General features: G+C 56.5%; 17 protein-coding genes. 3 read left to right on the top strand and 14 right to left on the bottom strand.

Translation table 11 applies throughout. The features are described from left to right. Positions 1–26: 26 nt before the first annotated feature. A complete protein-coding gene (locus AC1RKH_RS03530) occupies positions 27–1433 on the bottom strand; it encodes an NAD(P)/FAD-dependent oxidoreductase (RefSeq protein ID WP_493061125.1) in 1407 nt (468 codons plus the stop codon). 50 nt (positions 1434–1483) lie between these two features. After that, positions 1484–2299 (bottom strand): helix-turn-helix domain-containing protein, encoded by an 816-nt coding sequence (locus AC1RKH_RS03525; RefSeq protein ID WP_493061124.1) that lies wholly within the window; start codon positions 2297–2299, stop codon positions 1484–1486. A 475-nt stretch (positions 2300–2774) separates the two neighbouring features. Between AC1RKH_RS03525 and AC1RKH_RS03520 the strand changes: the two genes are divergently transcribed. Then, on the top strand, positions 2775–3050 hold the full coding sequence (locus AC1RKH_RS03520; protein ID WP_123424565.1) for a DUF1652 domain-containing protein: 276 nt from the start codon (positions 2775–2777) through the stop codon (positions 3048–3050). An 81-nt stretch (positions 3051–3131) separates the two neighbouring features. Here AC1RKH_RS03520 and AC1RKH_RS03515 read toward each other — a convergent pair whose 3' ends face one another. Next, complete coding sequence (locus AC1RKH_RS03515; RefSeq protein ID WP_493061123.1) at positions 3132–5606, bottom strand: UvrD-helicase domain-containing protein; 2475 nt, start codon at positions 5604–5606, stop codon at positions 3132–3134. 276 nt (positions 5607–5882) lie between these two features. On the opposite strand from AC1RKH_RS03515, the gene AC1RKH_RS03510 reads away from it, so the two are divergent. Further along, positions 5883–6578: a pirin family protein gene (locus AC1RKH_RS03510; protein ID WP_493061122.1), complete on the top strand. Its 696-nt coding sequence runs from the start codon at positions 5883–5885 to the stop codon at positions 6576–6578. A 68-nt stretch (positions 6579–6646) separates the two neighbouring features. On the opposite strand, the gene pgm is transcribed toward AC1RKH_RS03510, so the two are convergent. From pgm to AC1RKH_RS03490, 4 genes are all read right to left on the bottom strand, one after another. Further along, positions 6647–8293: a phosphoglucomutase (alpha-D-glucose-1,6-bisphosphate-dependent) gene (gene pgm, locus AC1RKH_RS03505; RefSeq protein WP_123424562.1), complete on the bottom strand. Its 1647-nt coding sequence runs from the start codon at positions 8291–8293 to the stop codon at positions 6647–6649. A gap of 127 nt (positions 8294–8420) precedes the next feature. Further along, positions 8421–9821 carry an aminotransferase-like domain-containing protein gene (locus AC1RKH_RS03500; protein WP_493061121.1) on the bottom strand — a complete coding sequence of 467 codons (1401 nt, stop codon included), beginning with the start codon at positions 9819–9821 and terminating at the stop codon, positions 8421–8423. A gap of 55 nt (positions 9822–9876) precedes the next feature. Further along, positions 9877–11352 (bottom strand): hypothetical protein, encoded by a 1476-nt coding sequence (locus tag AC1RKH_RS03495; protein ID WP_493061120.1) that lies wholly within the window; start codon positions 11350–11352, stop codon positions 9877–9879. A 599-nt stretch (positions 11353–11951) separates the two neighbouring features. Continuing rightward, the gene (locus AC1RKH_RS03490) at positions 11952–12974 is read right to left on the bottom strand and encodes a zinc-dependent alcohol dehydrogenase family protein (protein ID WP_493061119.1); all 1023 of its coding nucleotides are present in this window, start codon (positions 12972–12974) and stop codon (positions 11952–11954) included. 267 nt (positions 12975–13241) lie between these two features. Here AC1RKH_RS03490 and AC1RKH_RS03485 point away from each other — a divergent pair, with 267 nt between their 5' ends. Next, positions 13242–14156 carry a LysR family transcriptional regulator gene (locus tag AC1RKH_RS03485; RefSeq protein WP_123424558.1) on the top strand — a complete coding sequence of 305 codons (915 nt, stop codon included), beginning with the start codon at positions 13242–13244 and terminating at the stop codon, positions 14154–14156. 38 nt (positions 14157–14194) lie between these two features. Here AC1RKH_RS03485 and AC1RKH_RS03480 read toward each other — a convergent pair whose 3' ends face one another. The 7 genes from AC1RKH_RS03480 to AC1RKH_RS03450 are packed head-to-tail and all read right to left on the bottom strand — an operon-like array spanning position 14195 to position 19640. Then, complete coding sequence (locus AC1RKH_RS03480; RefSeq protein ID WP_493061118.1) at positions 14195–14611, bottom strand: hypothetical protein; 417 nt, start codon at positions 14609–14611, stop codon at positions 14195–14197. A gap of 43 nt (positions 14612–14654) precedes the next feature. After that, positions 14655–15983: an LLM class flavin-dependent oxidoreductase gene (locus AC1RKH_RS03475; protein WP_493061117.1), complete on the bottom strand. Its 1329-nt coding sequence runs from the start codon at positions 15981–15983 to the stop codon at positions 14655–14657. A gap of 36 nt (positions 15984–16019) precedes the next feature. Beyond that, the gene (locus tag AC1RKH_RS03470; RefSeq protein WP_493061379.1) at positions 16020–16958 is read right to left on the bottom strand and encodes an ABC transporter substrate-binding protein; all 939 of its coding nucleotides are present in this window, start codon (positions 16956–16958) and stop codon (positions 16020–16022) included. 16 nt (positions 16959–16974) lie between these two features. Continuing rightward, positions 16975–17658, bottom strand: coding sequence for an ABC transporter permease (locus AC1RKH_RS03465; RefSeq protein WP_493061116.1), 684 nt, complete (start codon positions 17656–17658; stop codon positions 16975–16977). Beyond that, positions 17658–18287 (bottom strand): ABC transporter permease, encoded by a 630-nt coding sequence (locus AC1RKH_RS03460; protein WP_086946308.1) that lies wholly within the window; start codon positions 18285–18287, stop codon positions 17658–17660. Before AC1RKH_RS03460 ends, AC1RKH_RS03465 begins: the two co-directional genes overlap by 1 nt. Beyond that, complete coding sequence (locus AC1RKH_RS03455; RefSeq protein WP_493061115.1) at positions 18284–19315, bottom strand: ABC transporter ATP-binding protein; 1032 nt, start codon at positions 19313–19315, stop codon at positions 18284–18286. Before AC1RKH_RS03455 ends, AC1RKH_RS03460 begins: the two co-directional genes overlap by 4 nt. Further along, on the bottom strand, positions 19302–19640 hold the full coding sequence (locus AC1RKH_RS03450) for a hypothetical protein (RefSeq protein ID WP_493061114.1): 339 nt from the start codon (positions 19638–19640) through the stop codon (positions 19302–19304). Before AC1RKH_RS03450 ends, AC1RKH_RS03455 begins: the two co-directional genes overlap by 14 nt. Between the last annotated feature and the right edge of the window lie 35 nt (positions 19641–19675).

Raw genomic sequence — 19675 nt, 5'->3', positions numbered from 1 at the left:
GATACCTGTCGAGGGTGGAAACGCGTTTACTGCATGAAGCCTTCCATGAAACCCGCCACTTGACGGGCCAGTTTGCGGCGCCATGGCGCGCTGGTCGGGTCGGCCAGGGTTTGGTCCTCATGGATGAAACTACGAATGATTGCGTTGTAGCCCAACCAGCGCAGCGGCTCTGGCTCCCAGGCTTTGAGCGCATCGAGACTGCCCTGCGCGGTAACCCACGGCTGACGGACCAACTCGGTGTCGCGCCCGAGAATCAGGTCCGCCAGGGTTCTGCCGCCGAGATTGCTCGCGCCGACACCCTCGCCGCCGTAACCACCCGACAAGGCGATACCGCTGCGCTGATCGCAGAGCATGTGCGGCTTGAAGCGTCGGGACATGCCCAGGTTGCCGCCCCAGGAGTGGGTGATGTTGACGTTCTTCAGCTGCGGAAAAAGCTCGCCAAACAGATAGCGGCGCAACTCGACTTCACTCTGGGTCAGGTCAAAGTCGTGGCGCAGTTTGCCGGCAAACTGATAGCCGCCACGGGCACCGAACACCAGCCGATTGTCAGCCGTGCGCTGACCGTAAGTGACCTGACGACTGCTTTCGCTGAACGCCTGGCCACGGCTGAGGCCAATCTCGTCCCAGGTCGCGGCAGACAAGGGTTCGGTCGCCACCAGCAAGCTCTGCACCGGCAATTGATAACGCCCCAACGGCGCCAACGTCACGGCGTAGCCTTCCACGGCCGGCACGATCCAACGACTGCGCACTGACGCTTTGGCGGTGCGCAAGCTGCCGGACTGCCACTGAGTGACCGGACTGTTTTCGTAGATGTTGACGCCCATGCGCTCCACCGTCCGCGCCAGGCCACGCACCAGCTTTGCCGGCTGGATCGTCGCGCAGTGCGGCGCAAAGATTGCGCCATAGGGTTTGGCAACACGGATCTGTTGAGCGAGTTGCTCGGGGTTGAGCCAGCGATAATCGGCTTCGCTCAGGCCCTGACGGTAGAGCGAGTCCAGATAACGACGCAGGCTGCTTTCCTGCTCGGGATAACGCGCCGCGCAGTAAAGCACCCCGCCCATGCGAAAATCGCAGTCGATGCCTTCGCGTTCGAGGACGACTTCCACTTCATCAGGAATGCGGTGCAGCAAATCAAAGGAAGCGCGGCGCTGTTCGGCCGGCAAATCTGCGAGTAAACGGTCTTCGCCCAGCAGATTCCCCATCAACCAACCGCCATTGCGGCCCGATGCACCGAAGCCGGCGGTCTGGGCTTCAATGATGACAATCTTCAGGTCTGGCACCTGGCGCTTGAGGTAGTAAGCGGTCCAGAGGCCGGTGTAGCCGGCGCCGATGATTGCGACATCGACGTCCAGATCCTTCTCAAGCGAAGGTCGCGCCAACAACGGCTCCTCAAGCTGGTCCATCCACAAACTGATAGTGCGCCACGCCGGCATGCAAGACTCCGCCACTCAAACTTCGATGGCGTCGATCCTAGTGCGTCGGTTCAGTGGCTGTCTTGCGCGCGTGCACGCAAAGAAATTTGCTTGGCATAGGCCTTGGGCGACAGGCCGGTGTGCTGGCGAAAGCAGCTGTAGAACGCTGAGAGCGAGTTGAAACCGGCGGCAAACGCCAACTCGTCGATGCGCAGCGGCGGTGTTGCTGCGTCCAGCGCCGTCAGCAAGTGCCGCAGGCGTGCCTGATTCACGTAACGGTAGAAGCTTTGGCCGAGCACCTGGTTCAGCAAATAGGACATCTGATTGCGGCTATAACCACATTCCTTCGCCACCCGTTGCAGATCAAGCTCTGGGTCGAGATAAGGTTGCTGGCGTTCGAAGTACTGCCGCAGGTCCTCGGCCATGAAACTCAGCTGACGCGGCGAAAGCCCCAGCCGACTGACTGCCGGGCGCAAACTGACCGCTGATTTACCGGGCGCCGGTTCGTGCACCAGGGATGCGTATTCATTGACCCGCCAGATCAGCCCGTCGCGCACGGTAATCGCCTCACTGGAGCGAAACGACACCAGCCCTTCGCCGCCGCGCAAGGTCACACGGTACTGAATGAACGCGGTGTTGCCGTCCAGACGAATCCGGTCCGAATGCTCCAGCGCCTCATCCGGGTCACGCGGCATGCTGCTGCGCACATACTCACGCAGTTCGCTCAAGCCGAGGACGCGGTTCTGGAAAAAATCGTTGTACTGGATGTCCGGGTGATACAGCGCCATGACACCGTCCAGGTCCCGGTGCTTCCAGCACAAGTGATAACGCAGCACGGTCTCGCCGGTGGCCTGGGTTTGCAGCGGGCCATCATCATGGGCAGACATAGGGCACTCGACGACAGAAAAACCGAGCTTGCCGAACTTCGGCCAAGGCTTCAATGCTCAATTCAACCGCCCGAAACAGCGGCGCTTTGCCTGATGCCAATCAGTTAAGCGAACACAAGGTTCGAAACAACAAAGATCGAATGTGGGAGCGAGCTTGCTCGCGATGGCGGCTTTACATTCGACATCAATGTTGACTGTCACACCGCTATCGCGAGCAAGCTCGCTCCCACACTAGACTTGTTTCGTTTTACGGAAGGTACTTCCTTAACTGACAGGCATTAAGCGCTTTGCCCGGTGCTCAACAGAACATGATCCAGCTCAAGGAAAGCGCTTCAATCGCCGAACGGTCTGAAAGATTTCACGGACTTTTCACGGGCGAATGCTATTTTTAAACACTCAAACGGTTGGGCCATTGATGGCTCTTCCCTCCTAACACGAGCTAACGGACGCGCTCGATGAAGAAGGTGGGCAACACATGAATAGAGTGTCGTTGAGCAAGGTTACGTTTCCGAACGCCTGTCAGCTGATGCGCTGGCATTTTCATCCCATGGGATTCGAGGCGAGCATGGATGCACCGGGCAGCATGATTGCCCGACTGTTTGATCGTGCCAGTGGCGAGACCATGATCGCCATTGCCGGAATTCCCTGCGCCACCGTGATGAACGCCACCGATGTCGAGCGGATAATCGAAGCGGTGGAAGATGAACTTGAAACCTTCGTTCCTCCTCTTGCCTTCAGAAGGCTTGCCTGAACCGCCACCGTTGACATCAAAGCCCACATTCAGTGGGCTTTTTCATGTTCGAAAGTACTCCTGATTCCTGCGCCATCCTGTTCAGACTGAAAGCTTTCCGGCGCGCTGATCGGCGAAGAACGGTTTGCCCTGCGCGATCCTGTCGGACGCCTTGGGCATATTGACCGATTGATTGTCCTGACCATCGACATACCAATAGCAATGCTTCACTGCTCGGGTGATGCCGACATAGGCCAACCGCAAAATCTCGTCTTTCTGTGCACTGTCATAAGGTTCCGCATCACCATCCTTACCCAATCCGGCCATGCGATAGACCTGATTCTTGTACGGTGAACTGGTCAGATGCTGGCAATCACCGAGCAGGAATACTGCGTCAGCCTGGAGCCCCTTGGCACTGTGATAGGTCAACTGTTTGAGCCGTCTAGCCTCGAATGGCAAGCTAGAATCCGCATTAACTACAGGTGAAATATGCTCTTCAATCAACAACTTATCGCTACTTTTTCGATACAACATCAAGATTGAATCGCCGTTTCGATAATGCTCCGTCAGACGCCTGGCCATCGCCGCATCATCCCGATCATGGATGTTGACTGGCAACAGTTCCCCAGGCTCGCCACTGGCCTTGGCTTTTTTGCCCGGGATTGCCGGCGCCGCGCGCACGATATGCTCGGCGGCGTCGATGATGTGCTGATGGCTGCGGTAGTTTTCGCTGAGCATTACCCGCGTGGTGCCGGGCGACGGGAATTCCTTGTTGAACTCCATGAAGTACTTCGGCGAACTGCCGCGCCAGCCATAGATTGATTGCCAGTCATCGCCGACACACAGCAGCGACGAGCGTTGAGCCCCACGGCCGACATGCATGGCCGGACCACGGCTACGGATCTCCCCCAGCGTCGCCCGAATCCAGGAGACGATTTGCGGGGAAACGTCCTGAAATTCGTCGATCATCAGATGCGACATCGGTCGCAGCAACTCATCGCTCAGAAGCTTGAGGTTCTCCGGCGAATGTTCGCTGAACAAGGCAAACATGCGGTTGTAGGTCATCACCGGCGGCGACTGATCCAGCAGGTGATCCTCCAGGGCTCGCCAGTACAGGCTAAGCGCCTCAAAGAACAAGCGATCCGGATCGTCCTTGGCGAAACTCATCTGGCCCACGGCAGCGGGAACATCCAGCCCAAGGTTTTCGATAAAGCTGGCCGCGGCGACAAAACAATCGAGCAGCGGCGCAGAACCCAGTTCGCCCTTGACCTTGTAATCGAACCCCGGCCCAGCGCTGGCATCCCCCGCCAGCGTGGCCAAAACGCGCTTTGAAGACTCATAGCTATCTAGCCAAATCAAAGGCTTACGACAGAAAGCTTGAAACAGGGTGCGCTTGACTGCCCATTCGGCGCGAACCGTCAGTTTGGCGTTGGGGCGGCTGACCTGCGGGTTTTCACGGGGATCGAAGCCCAGCACGACCCAGGCATCGAGCGTCGGGATGTAACCGTGACAGTGGAAGTTCGAACCGTTGATCTCGAATGTCTGGCGGCTGGGCTCAATGCCCTTGATCGGCCAGGCGCCCGCGCGAAACCACAGATCTTCGATGGCATCGCAGAGTTCTTCATCACGCTTGGCCGCCAGCTCGGTCACCGCCATACGCTTTTGCACGTCCGGGTGATCGCGCTCCAGCTCCTTGAGCTGCAAGGCATGGCGCGACAGCGGCTTGATCAGTTCGCGAAAGCGCTCGTCTTGAGTAAACAACCGGTGAAAACAGGCATTGAGCTGCTGGCGCTGGGTGTCGTTGATCCGCAGATCGAACGGGTTGCTGTCGACCTCGGCGTCATCGAGCAGCGAGCGGGCATTGAGGTTCTCGAAGGCTTGCAGCCGTTCGAATCCTGGCAGGCTGCGGACCATCGGCAGAATGCGCGAGTGGAAGGTTCGCACCAGATCACGGGCGTCTTTCTGAGGGAGCGTGCGCCCCCACACCGCAAACAGCCCGATCAGCTTGTTGATGAAGTCCTTGCGGGATTCGCGGGTGAACGTCACCACGGTCAACGAGTCGAGTTCAAACCCCAGGTAATGCACCAGCAACACAATGCGCAGCGCCAGGGTCGTCGACTTCCCGGCACCCGCCCCGGCAATCACCGAGGTCGAGGGTGTATCGCTGAAGATCATCTTCCACTGTGCGACGCTGGGCTGCGCCGACTCTGGCAACCAACGGGCAACATCGGCCTTCATGCGTTTCTTGATGTCAGCACTGAGTGGCAGTCGCCAATCGTCGAACAGGTTTTCATCGATACGTGGCGCCGGATGCTCGGTGGATCGGCTGTCGCGAATCAGCAGCACCTGGCGGCCTTCTTCTATCCCCTCCAGCTTGCCTTCCTTGTAGCCGTAATCCACGCCCGCGCTATGACCGCTACGAAAGCCGTCGGCCTGGCCATGCAGCCAGGACGCCCGGTGTTGAGCGCGCAGACGAGTGAGGCCGTGGCCAAAAAAACGCGCGGCCAGGCGTTTGAGCAACGGCATCTCGGCCAGGGGCAAAAGCTCGGAAGGAAGATCGGGATTGTGTCGCGTCACGCTGACTCCAGGGTGTGAGGCTGTTGCAGGCTATGGTGTCTTCATTTGCCGGCGAGTTCTAGTCAAATGCTTATCCATCATTGGTTTAAGCGATGAAGTGAATGCTGAAACGCAGAATCCAGCCTTCAATTAATATCTACTAAACTGATTGGATTGAGGCAGTTTTTACGCTTTTTATCGATTGTTAACTGATAGATGATGCTCCCCATCAACCACCGGTTCTCGTTTTGCGGCTCAAGCGTTCTGCCCCATGACGAACCTTTTCAGGAGACGATCATGCTTGAACTCAGACCCTTCAATTCCCTGGGCGGCGCCCATCATGGCTGGTTGGATGCCCATCACCACTTTTCGTTCGCCGAGTACCATGACCCAAAACGCATGAACTGGGGCAACCTGCGGGTGTGGAACGACGATGTGATTGCTCCGGGTACCGGTTTCCCGAAACACCCGCATCGGGACATGGAAATCATCACCTACGTTCGCGAAGGTGCAATCAGCCATGAAGACAACCTGGGTAACAAGGGCCGCACCGAAGCCGGTGATGTACAGGTCATGAGCGCCGGCACCGGGATTGCTCACAGCGAGTACAACCTGGAATCGACGGCGACGAAGATTTTCCAGATCTGGATCATCCCGAATGAAACCGGGCTGGCACCGTCCTGGGGCGCCAAACCGTTTCCTGAAGGTCAGCGCGAAGGTTTCGTGACCCTGGCCAGCGGCAAGGCCGGCGACGACCAAAGCCTGCGGATCCGTGCCGATGCGCGGTTGGTGGCGGCAAACCTGAAGGCCGGCGAAACCGCCGAGTATCGACTGGATAACGGTCGTCGGGGGTACCTGGTACCTGCCACCGGAGTCATTGAAGTCAATGGCTTACGTGCACAAGCTCGAGACGGTGTAGCGGTTGCGCAGGAGCAGCTTCTGCGAGTCACAGCGATAGAAGACAGTGAAATCGTGTTGGTGGACCTGGCTTGATGCGCTAAAAGCCGGATGCAAAAAAGGGGTGACCGTTTTGGTCACCCCTTTTTTGTGCCTCGTGGCAATTACTTCGCGCTGATTGCGCTATCCACCAGTGTCTGAGCTTCGCTGACCAACTGCTTTAGGTGATCGTCGCCAATGAAACTTTCGGCGTAGATCTTGTAGATGTCCTCAGTGCCCGAAGGACGGGCCGCGAACCAGCCGTTTTCGGTCATGACTTTCAAGCCGCCGATCGCCTGATCATTACCCGGCGCCTTACTAAGAATGCTCTGGATCGCTTCGCCAGCCAATTGCGTCGACTTGACCTGATCCGGCGACAGCTTGCCAAGCAAGGCTTTCTGCTCAGGGTTGGCCTTGGCGTCGACACGTACCGAGAACGGTTCACCCAGCTCATCGGTCAATGCGCGATAAGCCTGGCTTGGGTCACGACCGGTGCGAGCGGTCATTTCAGCCGCCAGCAAGGCTGGAATCAAGCCGTCCTTGTCAGTGCACCAGACGCCGCCATCCTTACGCAGGAACGAAGCGCCGGCACTTTCTTCGCCACCAAAACCCAGCGAGCCGTCGAACAAGCCGTCGGCGAACCATTTGAAACCGACCGGCACTTCGTACAGACGACGATTCAGGCGCTTGGCAACGCGATCGATCAAGCCACTGCTGACCACGGTTTTACCCACGGCAGCATCGGCGCGCCATTGCGGGCGGTTCTGGAACAGATAGTCGATGGACACAGCCAGGTAATTATTCGGCGCCAGCAAGCCACCGGACGGGGTAACAATACCGTGACGGTCGTGGTCCGGGTCGCAGGCAAACGCCACGTCGAAACGCTCTTTCAGGCCGATCAGGCCCTGCATGGCATAGCTGGACGATGGGTCCATGCGAATCTGCCCGTCCCAGTCGACGGACATGAAACGGAACGTTGGATCGACCTGGGTGTTCACCACATCAAGGTTCAGACGGTAATGCTCGGCAATCGCCGACCAGTAGCGCACCCCTGCTCCGCCCAACGGATCTACGCCCAGACGCAGGTTGGCGCCACGAATGGCATCGAAGTCGATCACGTTGACCAGATCGGCGACGTAAGTATTGAGATAGTCGTGGCGATGGGTGGTGCTGGCCTTGAGGGCCTGCTCGTAGCTGATGCGTTTGACACCGGCGAGCTTGTTGGCCAGCAACTCGTTGGCCTTGGCCTCGATCCACTTGGTGATGTGGGTATCGGCCGGGCCACCGTTGGTAGGGTTGTACTTGTAACCGCCGCTTTGCGGCGGGTTGTGGGACGGCGTGATGACGATGCCGTCCGCCAGCCCCGAGGTGCGGCCGCGGTTGTAGCAAAGAATGGCGTGGGAGATGGCCGGAGTCGGCGTGTACTCATCGCCTTCAGCAATCATCACCGTTACGCCATTGGCGGCCAGGACTTCCAGTGCACTGGCGCCGGCCGGCGTCGATAGCGCGTGAGTATCAATGCCGACAAACAACGGACCGTCAATGCCCTGGGCTTCGCGATACAGGCAGATAGCCTGGCTGATGGCCAGAACGTGCCATTCGTTGAAACTCAGCTCGAAGGAGCTGCCACGGTGACCTGAAGTACCGAACGCAACGCGTTGGGTAGCGATCGAGGCATCGGGCTGACCGGTGTAATAGGCCGTTACCAGTCGCGGGATGTCGACCAACAATTCTGCTGGTGCCGGTTTGCCCGCAAAAGGACTGAGTGTCATGCAAAACCTCTGAAGAAAGAGTGGTTCAGGAATTGGGAGGCAGTTTACTGACAGTTTGACCGGAGAGCGACGATATCTATCCAGACGAAATCTATCCAGTCGTCAGCTGGCTCTTTTTGCCGCCCGGTCAATCGGTAAGTTCAAGCCTCAACGCATCCGCCAGCATCGTCAATGCAACCTCCAGATCATGCTGCCCGCTGAATGTGTGACTGAGCCTGAGGTTCTGCGAATGCAACCCATGCAGGCTGAACAGCTCGCCAGGCGCAATCACCACGCGTTGCTTGAGCATGCGCTGGAAGACCCGCCGCACATCGACCGGTCGCAACGAGCGTGCCCAGATGGTTGCCCCGCCCGATGGCTCGACAAACTCCAGCGAGTCGCTCAGGCGTTCCTGTAGCAGTTGGGTCATCCGGGTTTTACGCTCTTTCAACAGTCGACGCAGCACCAGCAAGTGCTGATCGATACGACCGCTGCTGTACAAGCGTGCGATGGCTTTCTGACGAATCGGCGACAGACGAAATGAACGCAGCAAAAAGTGCCGTTGCAACTCGACGCTCAATTGCCGCGACAGCAGATACCCGTAAGGCGCCTCGGGCCCCATGAGTTTCTCGAAAGTGGAACAGACAATCAGGCGATCAGGATCGAGCAGATCGCGAAAGCGAGTTTCATTCGGCTCATGACCGAGTTCACCGTACACATCGTTCTCCAGCACCCAACTGCCGTGTTGTTCCAACAGCTTGGCGGTGGACTGCCTGTTGTCGGACGGCATCAGGCTGCCGCGCGGCATGCTGACACCCGATGACAGCACCACCAGGCGAACCGCCTCGGTCTTGAGCAAATGCCCAAGCGACTCAAGGTCAAGGCAGCCGTTGCCGTCTATCGGCAGTTCGATCACTTGCACACCTGCGGTCTGGAATAAACGCAGGATGGTCCAGTCACAGGGCGATTCGACCAACACGGTCGCGTCTTTGAGTTCGAGCACCGCGATCAGTATTTCCAGCACGCCACGCAAGTCGGCACCGATGTAAACGTCATCGGCATGCCAGCAACGTGCCGGTGAAGTGGTGTAGCGCGCCGCCAGCGCGGTGCGTAGCTCCAGCTCGCCACACGGTTGCGAGTGAAGCTGCGGTTGGCGCGGATACTGGCGCACCAATTCCCGCTCCAGCAGTAACAGCGGACTGTCCAGGGACTGCAACAACGCCGGCTCGTCGGTGCTCAAGATCAGCATCCCCGGGCGCCTTGCGCTGACATAGACCGATTCAAGCAGGTCGTTGCCGCTGCTGAACGAAGTGTTCAAGGAAACCGGTAGCGCGTAGTAGCCGGATTTTGCCACCGAATACACTCGCCCTTCTTTCTCCAGCAGCGAATAGGCGTACTGAATGGTCGAAATCGACACGTTCAACCGGTCGGCAAGCTGCCTCAACGAAGGCAGCTTGATCGGTGTTTCAGCCCCCATTTCATTGATCAGGCTGGTCAAGTATCGGTACACGGCCTGGTAGGCAAAATCGGTTTCTCTTGGTCCTTTCATGGGCGGTGGCCGATTGCGGTACGCGTGTTTTTTGGATCGGTCAAACCAGGCTCCTTCAACGTCTCGCCGACAGTTCACTCAGCGCATCGGCATCCTCGAACTCTCCCTGCTCTTCAGTGTTCACGCCAGGATCACCCGTCTCAAGTTCGATTCCGGCAACCGAACGCATGCCGTATAGCTTGCAGATCAAGCTGACGGACAAACCACTCACGTCGATCATCCATTGCATGACTTGCTCGGGGGCGGCATTGCCCTGCATCGCCTTGTGCAGCTCGGGCATCGCTACCAACATGCCGGGATGACAGCGGCGTAAAAAGTTTTCCAGCCCGGCACCGGCATCGACAAAGGGTGCAAAGAGCAGGCACAGCTGCTGTGTTTCATTGAGTCCCAGTGCTTGCTGAGCCTCCATGGCCGCCTGGGCCCGCAGTTCAGCCATCACCTGCCGATTGCCGTAAACCTCCAGCACCTGATCGCAAAGGCGCTCGGGCAGGCGTCGTCTGCGCATCATCAACAACGCCCGCTGAATGTACTCTCTGAATCCGCTTTCGTAGGTCAGGCCTTTGACGAAACTGGCCTGCAACCCCCGTAAGTGGGCCGAGAGCAAAGGACTGGCGTATTCGTTTTCGCGCAGGTGGGCGTCAACTTCATCAGGTTGCAGCCCGAGAAAGTCGGTGAGCAATGGCCAGCGCTCCTCCATGTTGCCGGTCACCAGGTCCTGGATATCGATGTAGTCCGCACCGCGTCGCGTTTCAAAACTCTCGCGTGGCCGCCACTCGACGGTTTCATGGCCCGCATAAAGCACGCGATAACAATCGCCCCCCAACTGATCGAGCGTTGACAGCAACCCATCGAAACTACAGGCGGGACGCGTGATCGCCGGCAAGCCGGCCTTCTGCGCACCTCGCGTCAGCCCCGCCAGAAACTGCTTCTGCTGACGCGCTGTTTCACCGCTGATCAACGCATCGACACCGCCCTCCCATCGGGTCATCTGTGTGTAGAACTCGCCTGTCGCCAGATAACAGTCGTCACACGCTTCGAACACCCCGTCAGTCCCTCGCAGGTGACCGAGCATCAGCATGTTTGTGCGATTCAAATCGCGGCCAGCGTCAGACATCGGTGCCAAATGATTGAATGGCAGCACCTCGCGGTTATCGCCCATCAGCACCTCGATCCGAGGATCGTCGTAGACAAACAGGGCACCGTAACTGCGGTGAATATTCTCCATGATCGTCGGCGTCGTCCCGCCCAGACGTAGCGTGCTGACACGAAGCTGGAAGGTCGCTGGTGCTCTGCCCGCGATACTCAACTGCGCGGCACGCAGGAACGCCAATGTGTAGCAACTGTCCCGTGTTCCCGAGTGCGTCATCAACACCTTGTAAGTGCCGATTCTCTCCATGCCCCCGGCAGCCACCACCAGACGCTGGATCAAAAGCTGCAATGCAGTACGCTCCGCGCGGGAAAAGAAACTCAGCAACCGCTGCAAAACTTGCTGGTAGACATAGTTCATTGCTTGATCATGAATAGAGCTCATCGTCATTTACCTGATATTCAAAAAGTCGACATCGAACAAATAATCGTTTGTTTGTTCGATTTGCGATCGGTGATGGCTGATTACGGCGTGTCGTGAGTATCTGCTGTCAAATGCTAACACTTTGATAGTAGTAACCATTTGAAACGATTGTTTAGGAATAACTTTCACGAACGGACAAGTCGCCCGCAACGCCCGAGGCAGAGAGCTCCAGCAGGCCGAAAGGACGGCCTAGGACTATTCCGACAGCGTCCCACAGACAATGAGCACGAAAAATAAAGAAACCAGAGCAGCGCAATAGTTCGGCAACTAATAAGCGAACCGACTACTTCCCATATTTGAACGCAAGGCGCAGATGAGCAATGGTCCGCATACGTAGTACCAGAACCCGTACCGATTAAAAGAAGATGCCCAGCCATGACTCATTCCTTGAGATGAAAGTAATCATTCAATTATCAGGGCTTACATGATGATTAGAAGATACAGATCAGGAGCAAAAACCAGTTCAGTTGCTGAACCAATAGATCACGAAGGGGGAAATCAGAGGTTTGCAAGTCCAACAAAAACGCAAGAGTCCGTAAACACGGACTCTTGCGCAAGGGTCATGCAGGTTCGACTTGAAGCGCCACACGTTCGCGGCAAGGACACTCATCCATGTAACGGTGCGCCTGGACAAACTCGCTAAACGGGAAGACCCGGGTCTTGAGTGGCAGCAGAACACGGTCAGCCGTCAACTGGTTGATATCGCGCAAGGCCCGTTGCAGTGCGACCTGATCCTGAACGATGCCAAGTTCCGGTTTGCCGGTGAAGTTGCCGATGCAGTGGACGAAGAACTGAATGTTTTTCTGGAACGCTGCACACGCAGGGAATGGCGTCTGGTTACCGCCTTGCAGACCATACAACACCAGGCTGCCACGAGGCGCCAGCACGTCACCGAGCATCGACATCTGTGGACCGCCAAGGCCGTCGAATACCACGTCGACACCGCGGTTGTCGGTGAGCTTGTTGATCTGCATGAGCAGATCCTGCTCTTCAGTGACAATCACCTTCTCGGCACCGAGGGACAACAGGTACTCGCGTTCTTCGGCGGTTTTGGTCGCGGCAATGACCCGTACACCCAGAGCCTTGCCCAGTTGCACAAAGGACGGTCCGGCGCAGTGGCTCGCATCGGTTACCAGCGCAAACTGCCCCGGCTTGACCCGTGCCAGATCGGCGTAAGCAAAGTAGGCAACCAACAGCGGCGTGTAATGCACGGCGGCTTCGATCGGACTCAGCACATCCGGGTAACGCGTCAGCGCCGAACGCGGCAGAACGATTTGCTCGCCATAAACGGGATAGTCATTGGGGCTTTCTGCCGGGAAGCTGGCGACCTTGTCACCCACCGCCAGATCATCGACACCTTCGCCGATGGCCGTCACCACACCGGCCATTTCATGACCAAGGCCAGACGGTAACCGGGCATGGGAAGACGCCAGGTTCTGACGCCAGAGGATGTCATACCAGCTGATGCCAATCGCCTCGACACGCACCTGCACTTCGCCCGGCGCTGGCAGAGCTGCCGCATGCTCTTCGCATTTGAGCACCTCGGCTGGACCAAACTTGTGAAAACGGATCGTGCGGGACATCGCAAACCTCGTCAAAGTAACCTCTAATGCCCTGAACTCTATCTGGGCTTTCTGACCAAGACCATCAGTGGCTATTAATAGTCGACATGCCTGTCATTGATTCCGCAGCTCCGGCGATACGTCAATCAACGTAGAAAACCGAACCAGCATTTTGGAAAAACTGAATTACTCGGTGCAGAGTACCAGTCTTTCCCCGTAAGATTCATGCCGGCCATTGTTCTCATATGGCCGCTCCCGTCAAGTTTGCTGACTCTGCCAGGACTCCAGATGAATCGTAATGACCTGCGTCGTGTCGACCTGAACCTGTTGATCGTGTTCGAAACCCTCATGCATGAACGCAGCGTGACCCGCGCGGCGGAGAAACTGTTTCTCGGCCAGCCGGCCATCAGTGCAGCGTTGTCGCGCCTGCGCAGCCTGTTCGATGATCCGCTGTTTGTGCGTACCGGCCGCAGCATGGAGCCTTCAGCCCGGGCGGTGGAAATTTTCGCCCTGCTCTCTCCGGCCCTGGACTCGATTTCGACCGCGGTCAGTCGTGCTGCCGAATTCGACCCGGCCACCAGTACCGCCGTGTTCCGCATTGGTCTTTCGGATGATGTCGAATTCGCCCTGCTACCGATGCTGTTGAAGCGCCTGCGTGCCGAGGCACCCGGCATCGTGCTGGTGGTGCGTCGAGTGAATTATCTGTTAATGCCGGGATTGTTGGCCTCGGGTGAAATCTCGATTGGCGTCAGCTACACCACGGATCTGCCGGCCAACGCCAAACGCAAAGTGCTGCGTCGCAGCATGCCGAAACTGCTGCGCGCCGACACCGTACCCGGCGCCTTGAGCCTCGACGATTTCTGCGCTCGCCCGCATGCACTGGTGTCCTTTGCAGGCGACCTCAGTGGCTTCATCGATGAAGAACTGGAAAAACTCGGGCGCAAGCGACACGTGGTGCTCGCGGTTCCGCAGTTCAATGGTTTGAGTACATTGCTGGCCGGCACCGACATCATTGCCACTGTGCCGGACTACACCGCCGAAGCGCTGACCGCAGCGGGCGGCGTACGTGCCGAAGAACCGCCGCTGCCTATGCGCACCTTCGAGTTGCACATGGCCTGGCGCGGCTCCCAGGACAACGATCCGGGTGAGCGCTGGCTAAGGTCGCGGATTCAGATGTTCTTTGGGGACCCTGAGAGTCTTTGATACGGCATTGCGCGCGCCCAATGTTCCTGTCAGCAGTCTCAGGCATCGGCCCGTTCTAGCTTGTTGATCCCGGCCAGCGTGTGGCGCAGTAAATTCATTCCAGAGTTGGAATCCCGGGCATTGATCAGCCCATGGCTGCCCTGGAAACCCACCAGATCAGTCACGGCCGAATCAGCTCTGCAGAGCAGCAAACTGCAATGGTCACCACCCGAGCTATGGGTAAGCTCATAACTCGGGCGCCCTACCAGTCTCACCTTTCCCCGCAGTGACGTGATGAATGGATAACCACAGGTCTGGGATAACAAGAGATCCGGGGAAAGCCAATGGGGCGTTGGATCAACGATCGGCTTTTGCTCACGGCGCTCGCCCAAGATCTCCAGGACGCATTGGAGCCAGGCCTCTTGTGCCTGTAAAACCCTGGCAGGAGCGAGGTACATGGATAGATCGCTGGTCATATGAAAATCCAGTCAGGGGATGTGATTAGTGCTTGGCCCCAGATCACAGCAAGAAGCTGTTAACAGGCCTTTTCAAGCCCAAACGGTCCCTCAGCGTCCCAGGTTCATATTCCTTGCGGAAAACCCCTTTGGCTTGCAGCAAAGGCACCACGCCGCGTGTGAATGCTTCAAAGTCCGTTGGCAAAAACGGAAACATGAGGTTGTAGCCATCGACGGCATTCGACTCGTATAACGCTGAAAGCTTATCGGCAATATGCTCCGCCGTTCCGATCAGTAGCCAGGTACTGGAGCTCTTGACCAAACGGCGCCCTATTTCGCGGATAGACAACGAAGCATCGTACTTCTTGAGAAGGGCCAGCTCAGTTCGAATGCCATCGAACTCAGACTCATCCGGCAACGCTGGCAATGGGCTGTCGGGCGAAAGTCCTGTCAAGTCGAGGCGGGTGTAAGTGGAGACCAGATCAATCGCCACGGCATCGATAATGAGGCTGTCCTCCAGTTGCCGACGTCGCGCCTCCTCAGTCTCATCTTCTAGCACCACCGGAAGCACGCCGGTAATAATTTTCAGATCACTGGAATGCCTGCCCTTCAATTCAAGTCGGCGATTCAAATCTGCCCTGTACGCCAGTCCTTCTTCGACCGAATTGATGAAACAGAAATGCACGTCCGCATGGGCGGCGGCCAGATTCTTGCCTGCTTCAGAAGATCCCGCCTGGGCAAGGACGGGATATCCTTGAGGTGGACGCGGCACGTTAAGCGGCCCACGCACGCTGAAATGTGCCCCTTTGTGATTGATCGGGTGAATTTTCGATGGGTCGGCAAAATCGCCGGTGCTCTTGTCAAATTCAAGCGCACCCTCCTCCCAGGAGTCCCAAAGCTGCTTGACGATATGGATAAACTCTTCGGCCCGCAGATAACGATCGCCGTGTTTCGTCACGCCTGACAATCCGAAATTCGAAGCCTCCTCTTCCAACCAGGAAGTCACGATATTCCAACTGGCTCGCCCTGCACTGAGATAGTCCAGCGAAGCAAAATACCGCGAGATGTTGAACGGCTCGTTATAGGACGTTGAAGCAGTGCCCATCAGCCCGATGTGCTCGGTCACAGCAGCCAGTGCGGACAAGAGCGTAATAGGTTCAAGCCGGGCGTTGGCATAGTGCCTCAACCCGCTGGCCACGGAGTCCCAGACCGCCACGTGGTCCGCGACAAAAACCGCGTCAAACTTCGCCGCTTCGGCCGCCTGCACCAGTTTTACGTAGTAGCCCAGCGTCAATATTTCGTGGCTCGGTGACAGCGGATGGCGCCAGGAAAAACGATGGTCCCCTTGGGGATTAAAGAAGAACAAATTCAGAATCATACTTTTATTGGACATAACGCCTCCGCGACCTTACCAACGTCGCATTCATTTTCACTGGGCCGTCTTGACGGTATGTTCGGCGACCCACTGCGCCGCGACCTTGGCTGGATCCTTGTGATCGATATCAACAAGACGATTGAGTTGCTTGAGGTCGTCATCGGTCAGCTTTGCAGAAACCGCGTTGAGCACCTTGGTGACGTCTGGGGTCAGCAACGCCTTGCGCCCCAGTGGCGTGATGTTTTGCAGGGGCTGTTGGTGCTTGTCGTCCTCGAGGACAACCCAAGGCTCCTTAGCCAGGATGCCTTGCGTGGAGACCACCGTGGCGACGTCGATAGCGCCTGAGTTCAACGCCAGCCGCGACAAGGGCCCACCCATGTCCAGCGATTTGATGCTCTTGAAGTTGATGCCGTAGACCGCCTTCAACCCGGGCAGGCCCAATGCAGCAGTGGCGACTTCGGGAGGCCCGCCCAGCGTGAAATCACCCGAGACGGGCGCTAGGTCGGACAAGGTGTGCAAGTTGTACTTTTCTGCGGTTTTTCGGGTGACGGCCCAAGCGGTAATGGAGCCCGCGGACGAAGGCTCAAGCAGCTGGAGGTCCGCCGGCAACTTCTGTTGCAAAGCGCTGACGATCTCCTTTTGGCTGGTCAGAGCAGTCTTGTCGTCATAGAAACTCAGCAGTGATCCTATGTATTCGGGTACAACGTCTATATCCCCGTTTTCCAGCGCCTTGGCGATGATCTGACGGTTCCCCAGATTGAGTCGGGTCTTGACGTCTATCCCTTCATTTTTCAAGGCTGACGCATAGATGTTTGCGAGAATAGTCTGCTCGGAAAAATTGGCCCCACCGATGGTGATGGATTGAGCACTGGCAAACGTGCTGCCAACCAGCAGTCCCAATCCCAGTAACAGTGAGGCCGAGAGCGGTGACCGAGCCTTCAAACGGTATTTATTTTTCATTTTGATTTGCACCTCTGCAGAATTAATACGCACTTTCAAATGCCCATGATCATGTAGCACTCAGTTCAACATCATTCGCTCGCCATTTTCGAACCATGAGTGTGTCTATCATCGAGCACACCCACTCGCTGACAATCGCAAGTGCCGACACCATCAGTGCGCCGCCAATAATTTGCGGCGTATCATTTCGGCCCAGTCCATCAATAAGAAACCTGCCCAGCCCGCCGAACCCTGCATACGCAGCGATGGTGGCTGTTGCGATAAGTTGCACCAGGGCTGATCGGAATCCAGAAAAGATCAGCGGAAAAGCCAGCGGCAACTCGAGCTGAATAAACATCTGCCCTCTGCACATCCCCATCGATCTGGCAGCCTGCTTCAGAGACGAATCCACCTGATCGATTCCAACATAGGTATTGGTTAATATCGGCGGGATGCTCATGGTCACCAATGCGATAATCACCGTGCTGGCTTCATAGCCAATGAGCATGATTGCAAGTATCACAATACCCAGAGAAGGTAATGCTCGCCCAATATTGAATAGCCCTATCGCCACCTGCGCGCCTTTGCGGTAGTTAGCCAGAAGTACGCCGAGCGGCAACGCTATTGCACAAGCAATAGCCAGGCTCAAAGACACATAATAAATATGCTCTGCCAGCCGAGTCAGTATTCCGCTTTCACCCAACCAATTGTCAGGAAGAGAAAACCAAAGGTAGACACCTGCGATCATGTTCATCAGCGCACCCAAGGGACCAGCCATTTATTTATTGAATAAAACAGAAAATCAAAACATAACGCCAACATCACCGTCAGGACTAGGCTGACCGCCACAGGCGTAGTGAAACTTTGAGCCAGCCCGGTAATGAACATCTGGCCTAATCCGCCCTGACCAATCAAGGCAGTAACGGTCACCAGCCCCACTAATGTAACCGAGGTCGTTCGCAAGCCTGCCAATAACGAAGGCAGCGCCAGTGGAAGTTCAACCCCGAGGAATCTCTGCATGCGCGTATACCCTAGCGCACGGGCTTCTTCCAATACGTCCGGGGGATTACTCGCAAGCCCCGCCAAGGTGTTCTGCAACACAATAAGCAAGGAATACAGGCTCAAACCAATGACCGCCGTCGTCTTGGATAAACCGGTAAAAGGCATTATCAAAATAAACAGCGCCAGGGACGGAATGGTAAAGAGTATGCCGCTGACATAAATCATGGGGCGCGCCAATCCTGGCTGCCACAACGTCAAGAGCACCATTGCGCCCGCTAATAGCATCCCTATACACAGGCCCAAGGTCACCAGCTGAATATGATCAAATAACAGCTGGCCGATCTGCTGCCAGTTTTCAACGATCCAGGACCAGTCAATCATTGCGCACTTCCGAAACGGCATTCATTGAGTGCGCTGTGAAGGCTGGCAATCGAGAGGCAACCTTCGTAACTTCCCGCCTCGTCCACGCGAACAACCACACCGATAGGAGCCGTTAGAATTTTAACCAGTGCGTGATGCAACGAGTCGTTACTCGACACCGTTGTCAGCTCGGGAACAGGCACGTCCGATTCACTGACCCATTTCAACGGATTGGACTTATCATCCACCAGAAGTTTGAACTCGCAATTGACCTCATCCGCTGGAAGATCAGAAACCTTCATCAGCGAAAGTCTTTTTAACAACGGATCTTTACCGATAAAGTTCTTCACAAACTCGGTGGCAGGATGGGCAAGGATATTGTGAGGTGTGTCGAACTGAACAAGCTTTCCTTCGCCCTCGAAGATGGCAATCCGGTCACCAATTTTGATGGCCTCCTCCATATCGTGGGTCACCAGAATAATGGTTTTATGCAAACGCCTCTGAAGCGCAACCAGTTCATCCTGCAGTCGCTCGCGTATCACCGGATCAAGCGCGGCAAAGGGTTCGTCCATCAATACAACCGGTGGGTCCGAGGCCAATGCCCTCGCCAGAGCGACACGACTTTGCTGCCCGCCCGACAGCTGATTAGGATACCGGTCAAGAAATTCGGGCTGAAGTCCAACCAGGGAAATGAGCTCGCTCACGCGCTGGCAGATTTTATGTTTGCTCCAGCCCAGGAGCCGCGGTACTGCGCCAATATTTTCTGCAACCGTCTGGTGAGGAAATAAGGCTGCGCTCTGCATCATGAAACCAATGCCGCGGCGTAGCGTAACGACGTCAAGCTCATCGGTCGCCACGCCGTTGACACAAATGCGGCCACTGTCCTGGGTATCCAGCCTGTTGATCATTCGCAAAATGGTTGTTTTGCCACACCCGCTTGGCCCGACAAATATACAGATCTCACCCTCTCGGACGTTAAGCGTTAAATCGCTCACGGCCATTCGCGGGCTGCCTTTATGAGTTTTCTTGATGGCTTCAAAACGTATCATTTTCCGACGCCCAGATTGGCTTTAGTGTTTTTATTGCCTGGCAGGATGGCGGGGACAAGGCGTTGTATTGTTCAACCAAGGTCAGCACCACGGCAACACTTAGCATATGAACTGCCCACACCATCGACAGCCAGAGCACGACCAATGGAATAAACAGAACAATGGTGAATACTTCGCCAAATGCCTGCCCATAAAAAGCAACGACAGCCCAGGCCAGATAGAAGCCAACAAGCAAAAGCCAGGTGGGCCATTCGGTTTGACTGGTAACTGTAGTGCTCAGCTTAACAATTTCAGCTCGATGAGCTTCATCCAAATAGTTTGGCATTGTTGTAAGTCGCGATAGGTATTGTTCTGTACAGA

Source organism: Pseudomonas sp. GW822-FHT06B12 (assembly GCF_058799675.1).
Note: the sequence above shows the minus strand (reverse complement) of the source record. Positions and strands in the feature narration are given on the sequence as shown.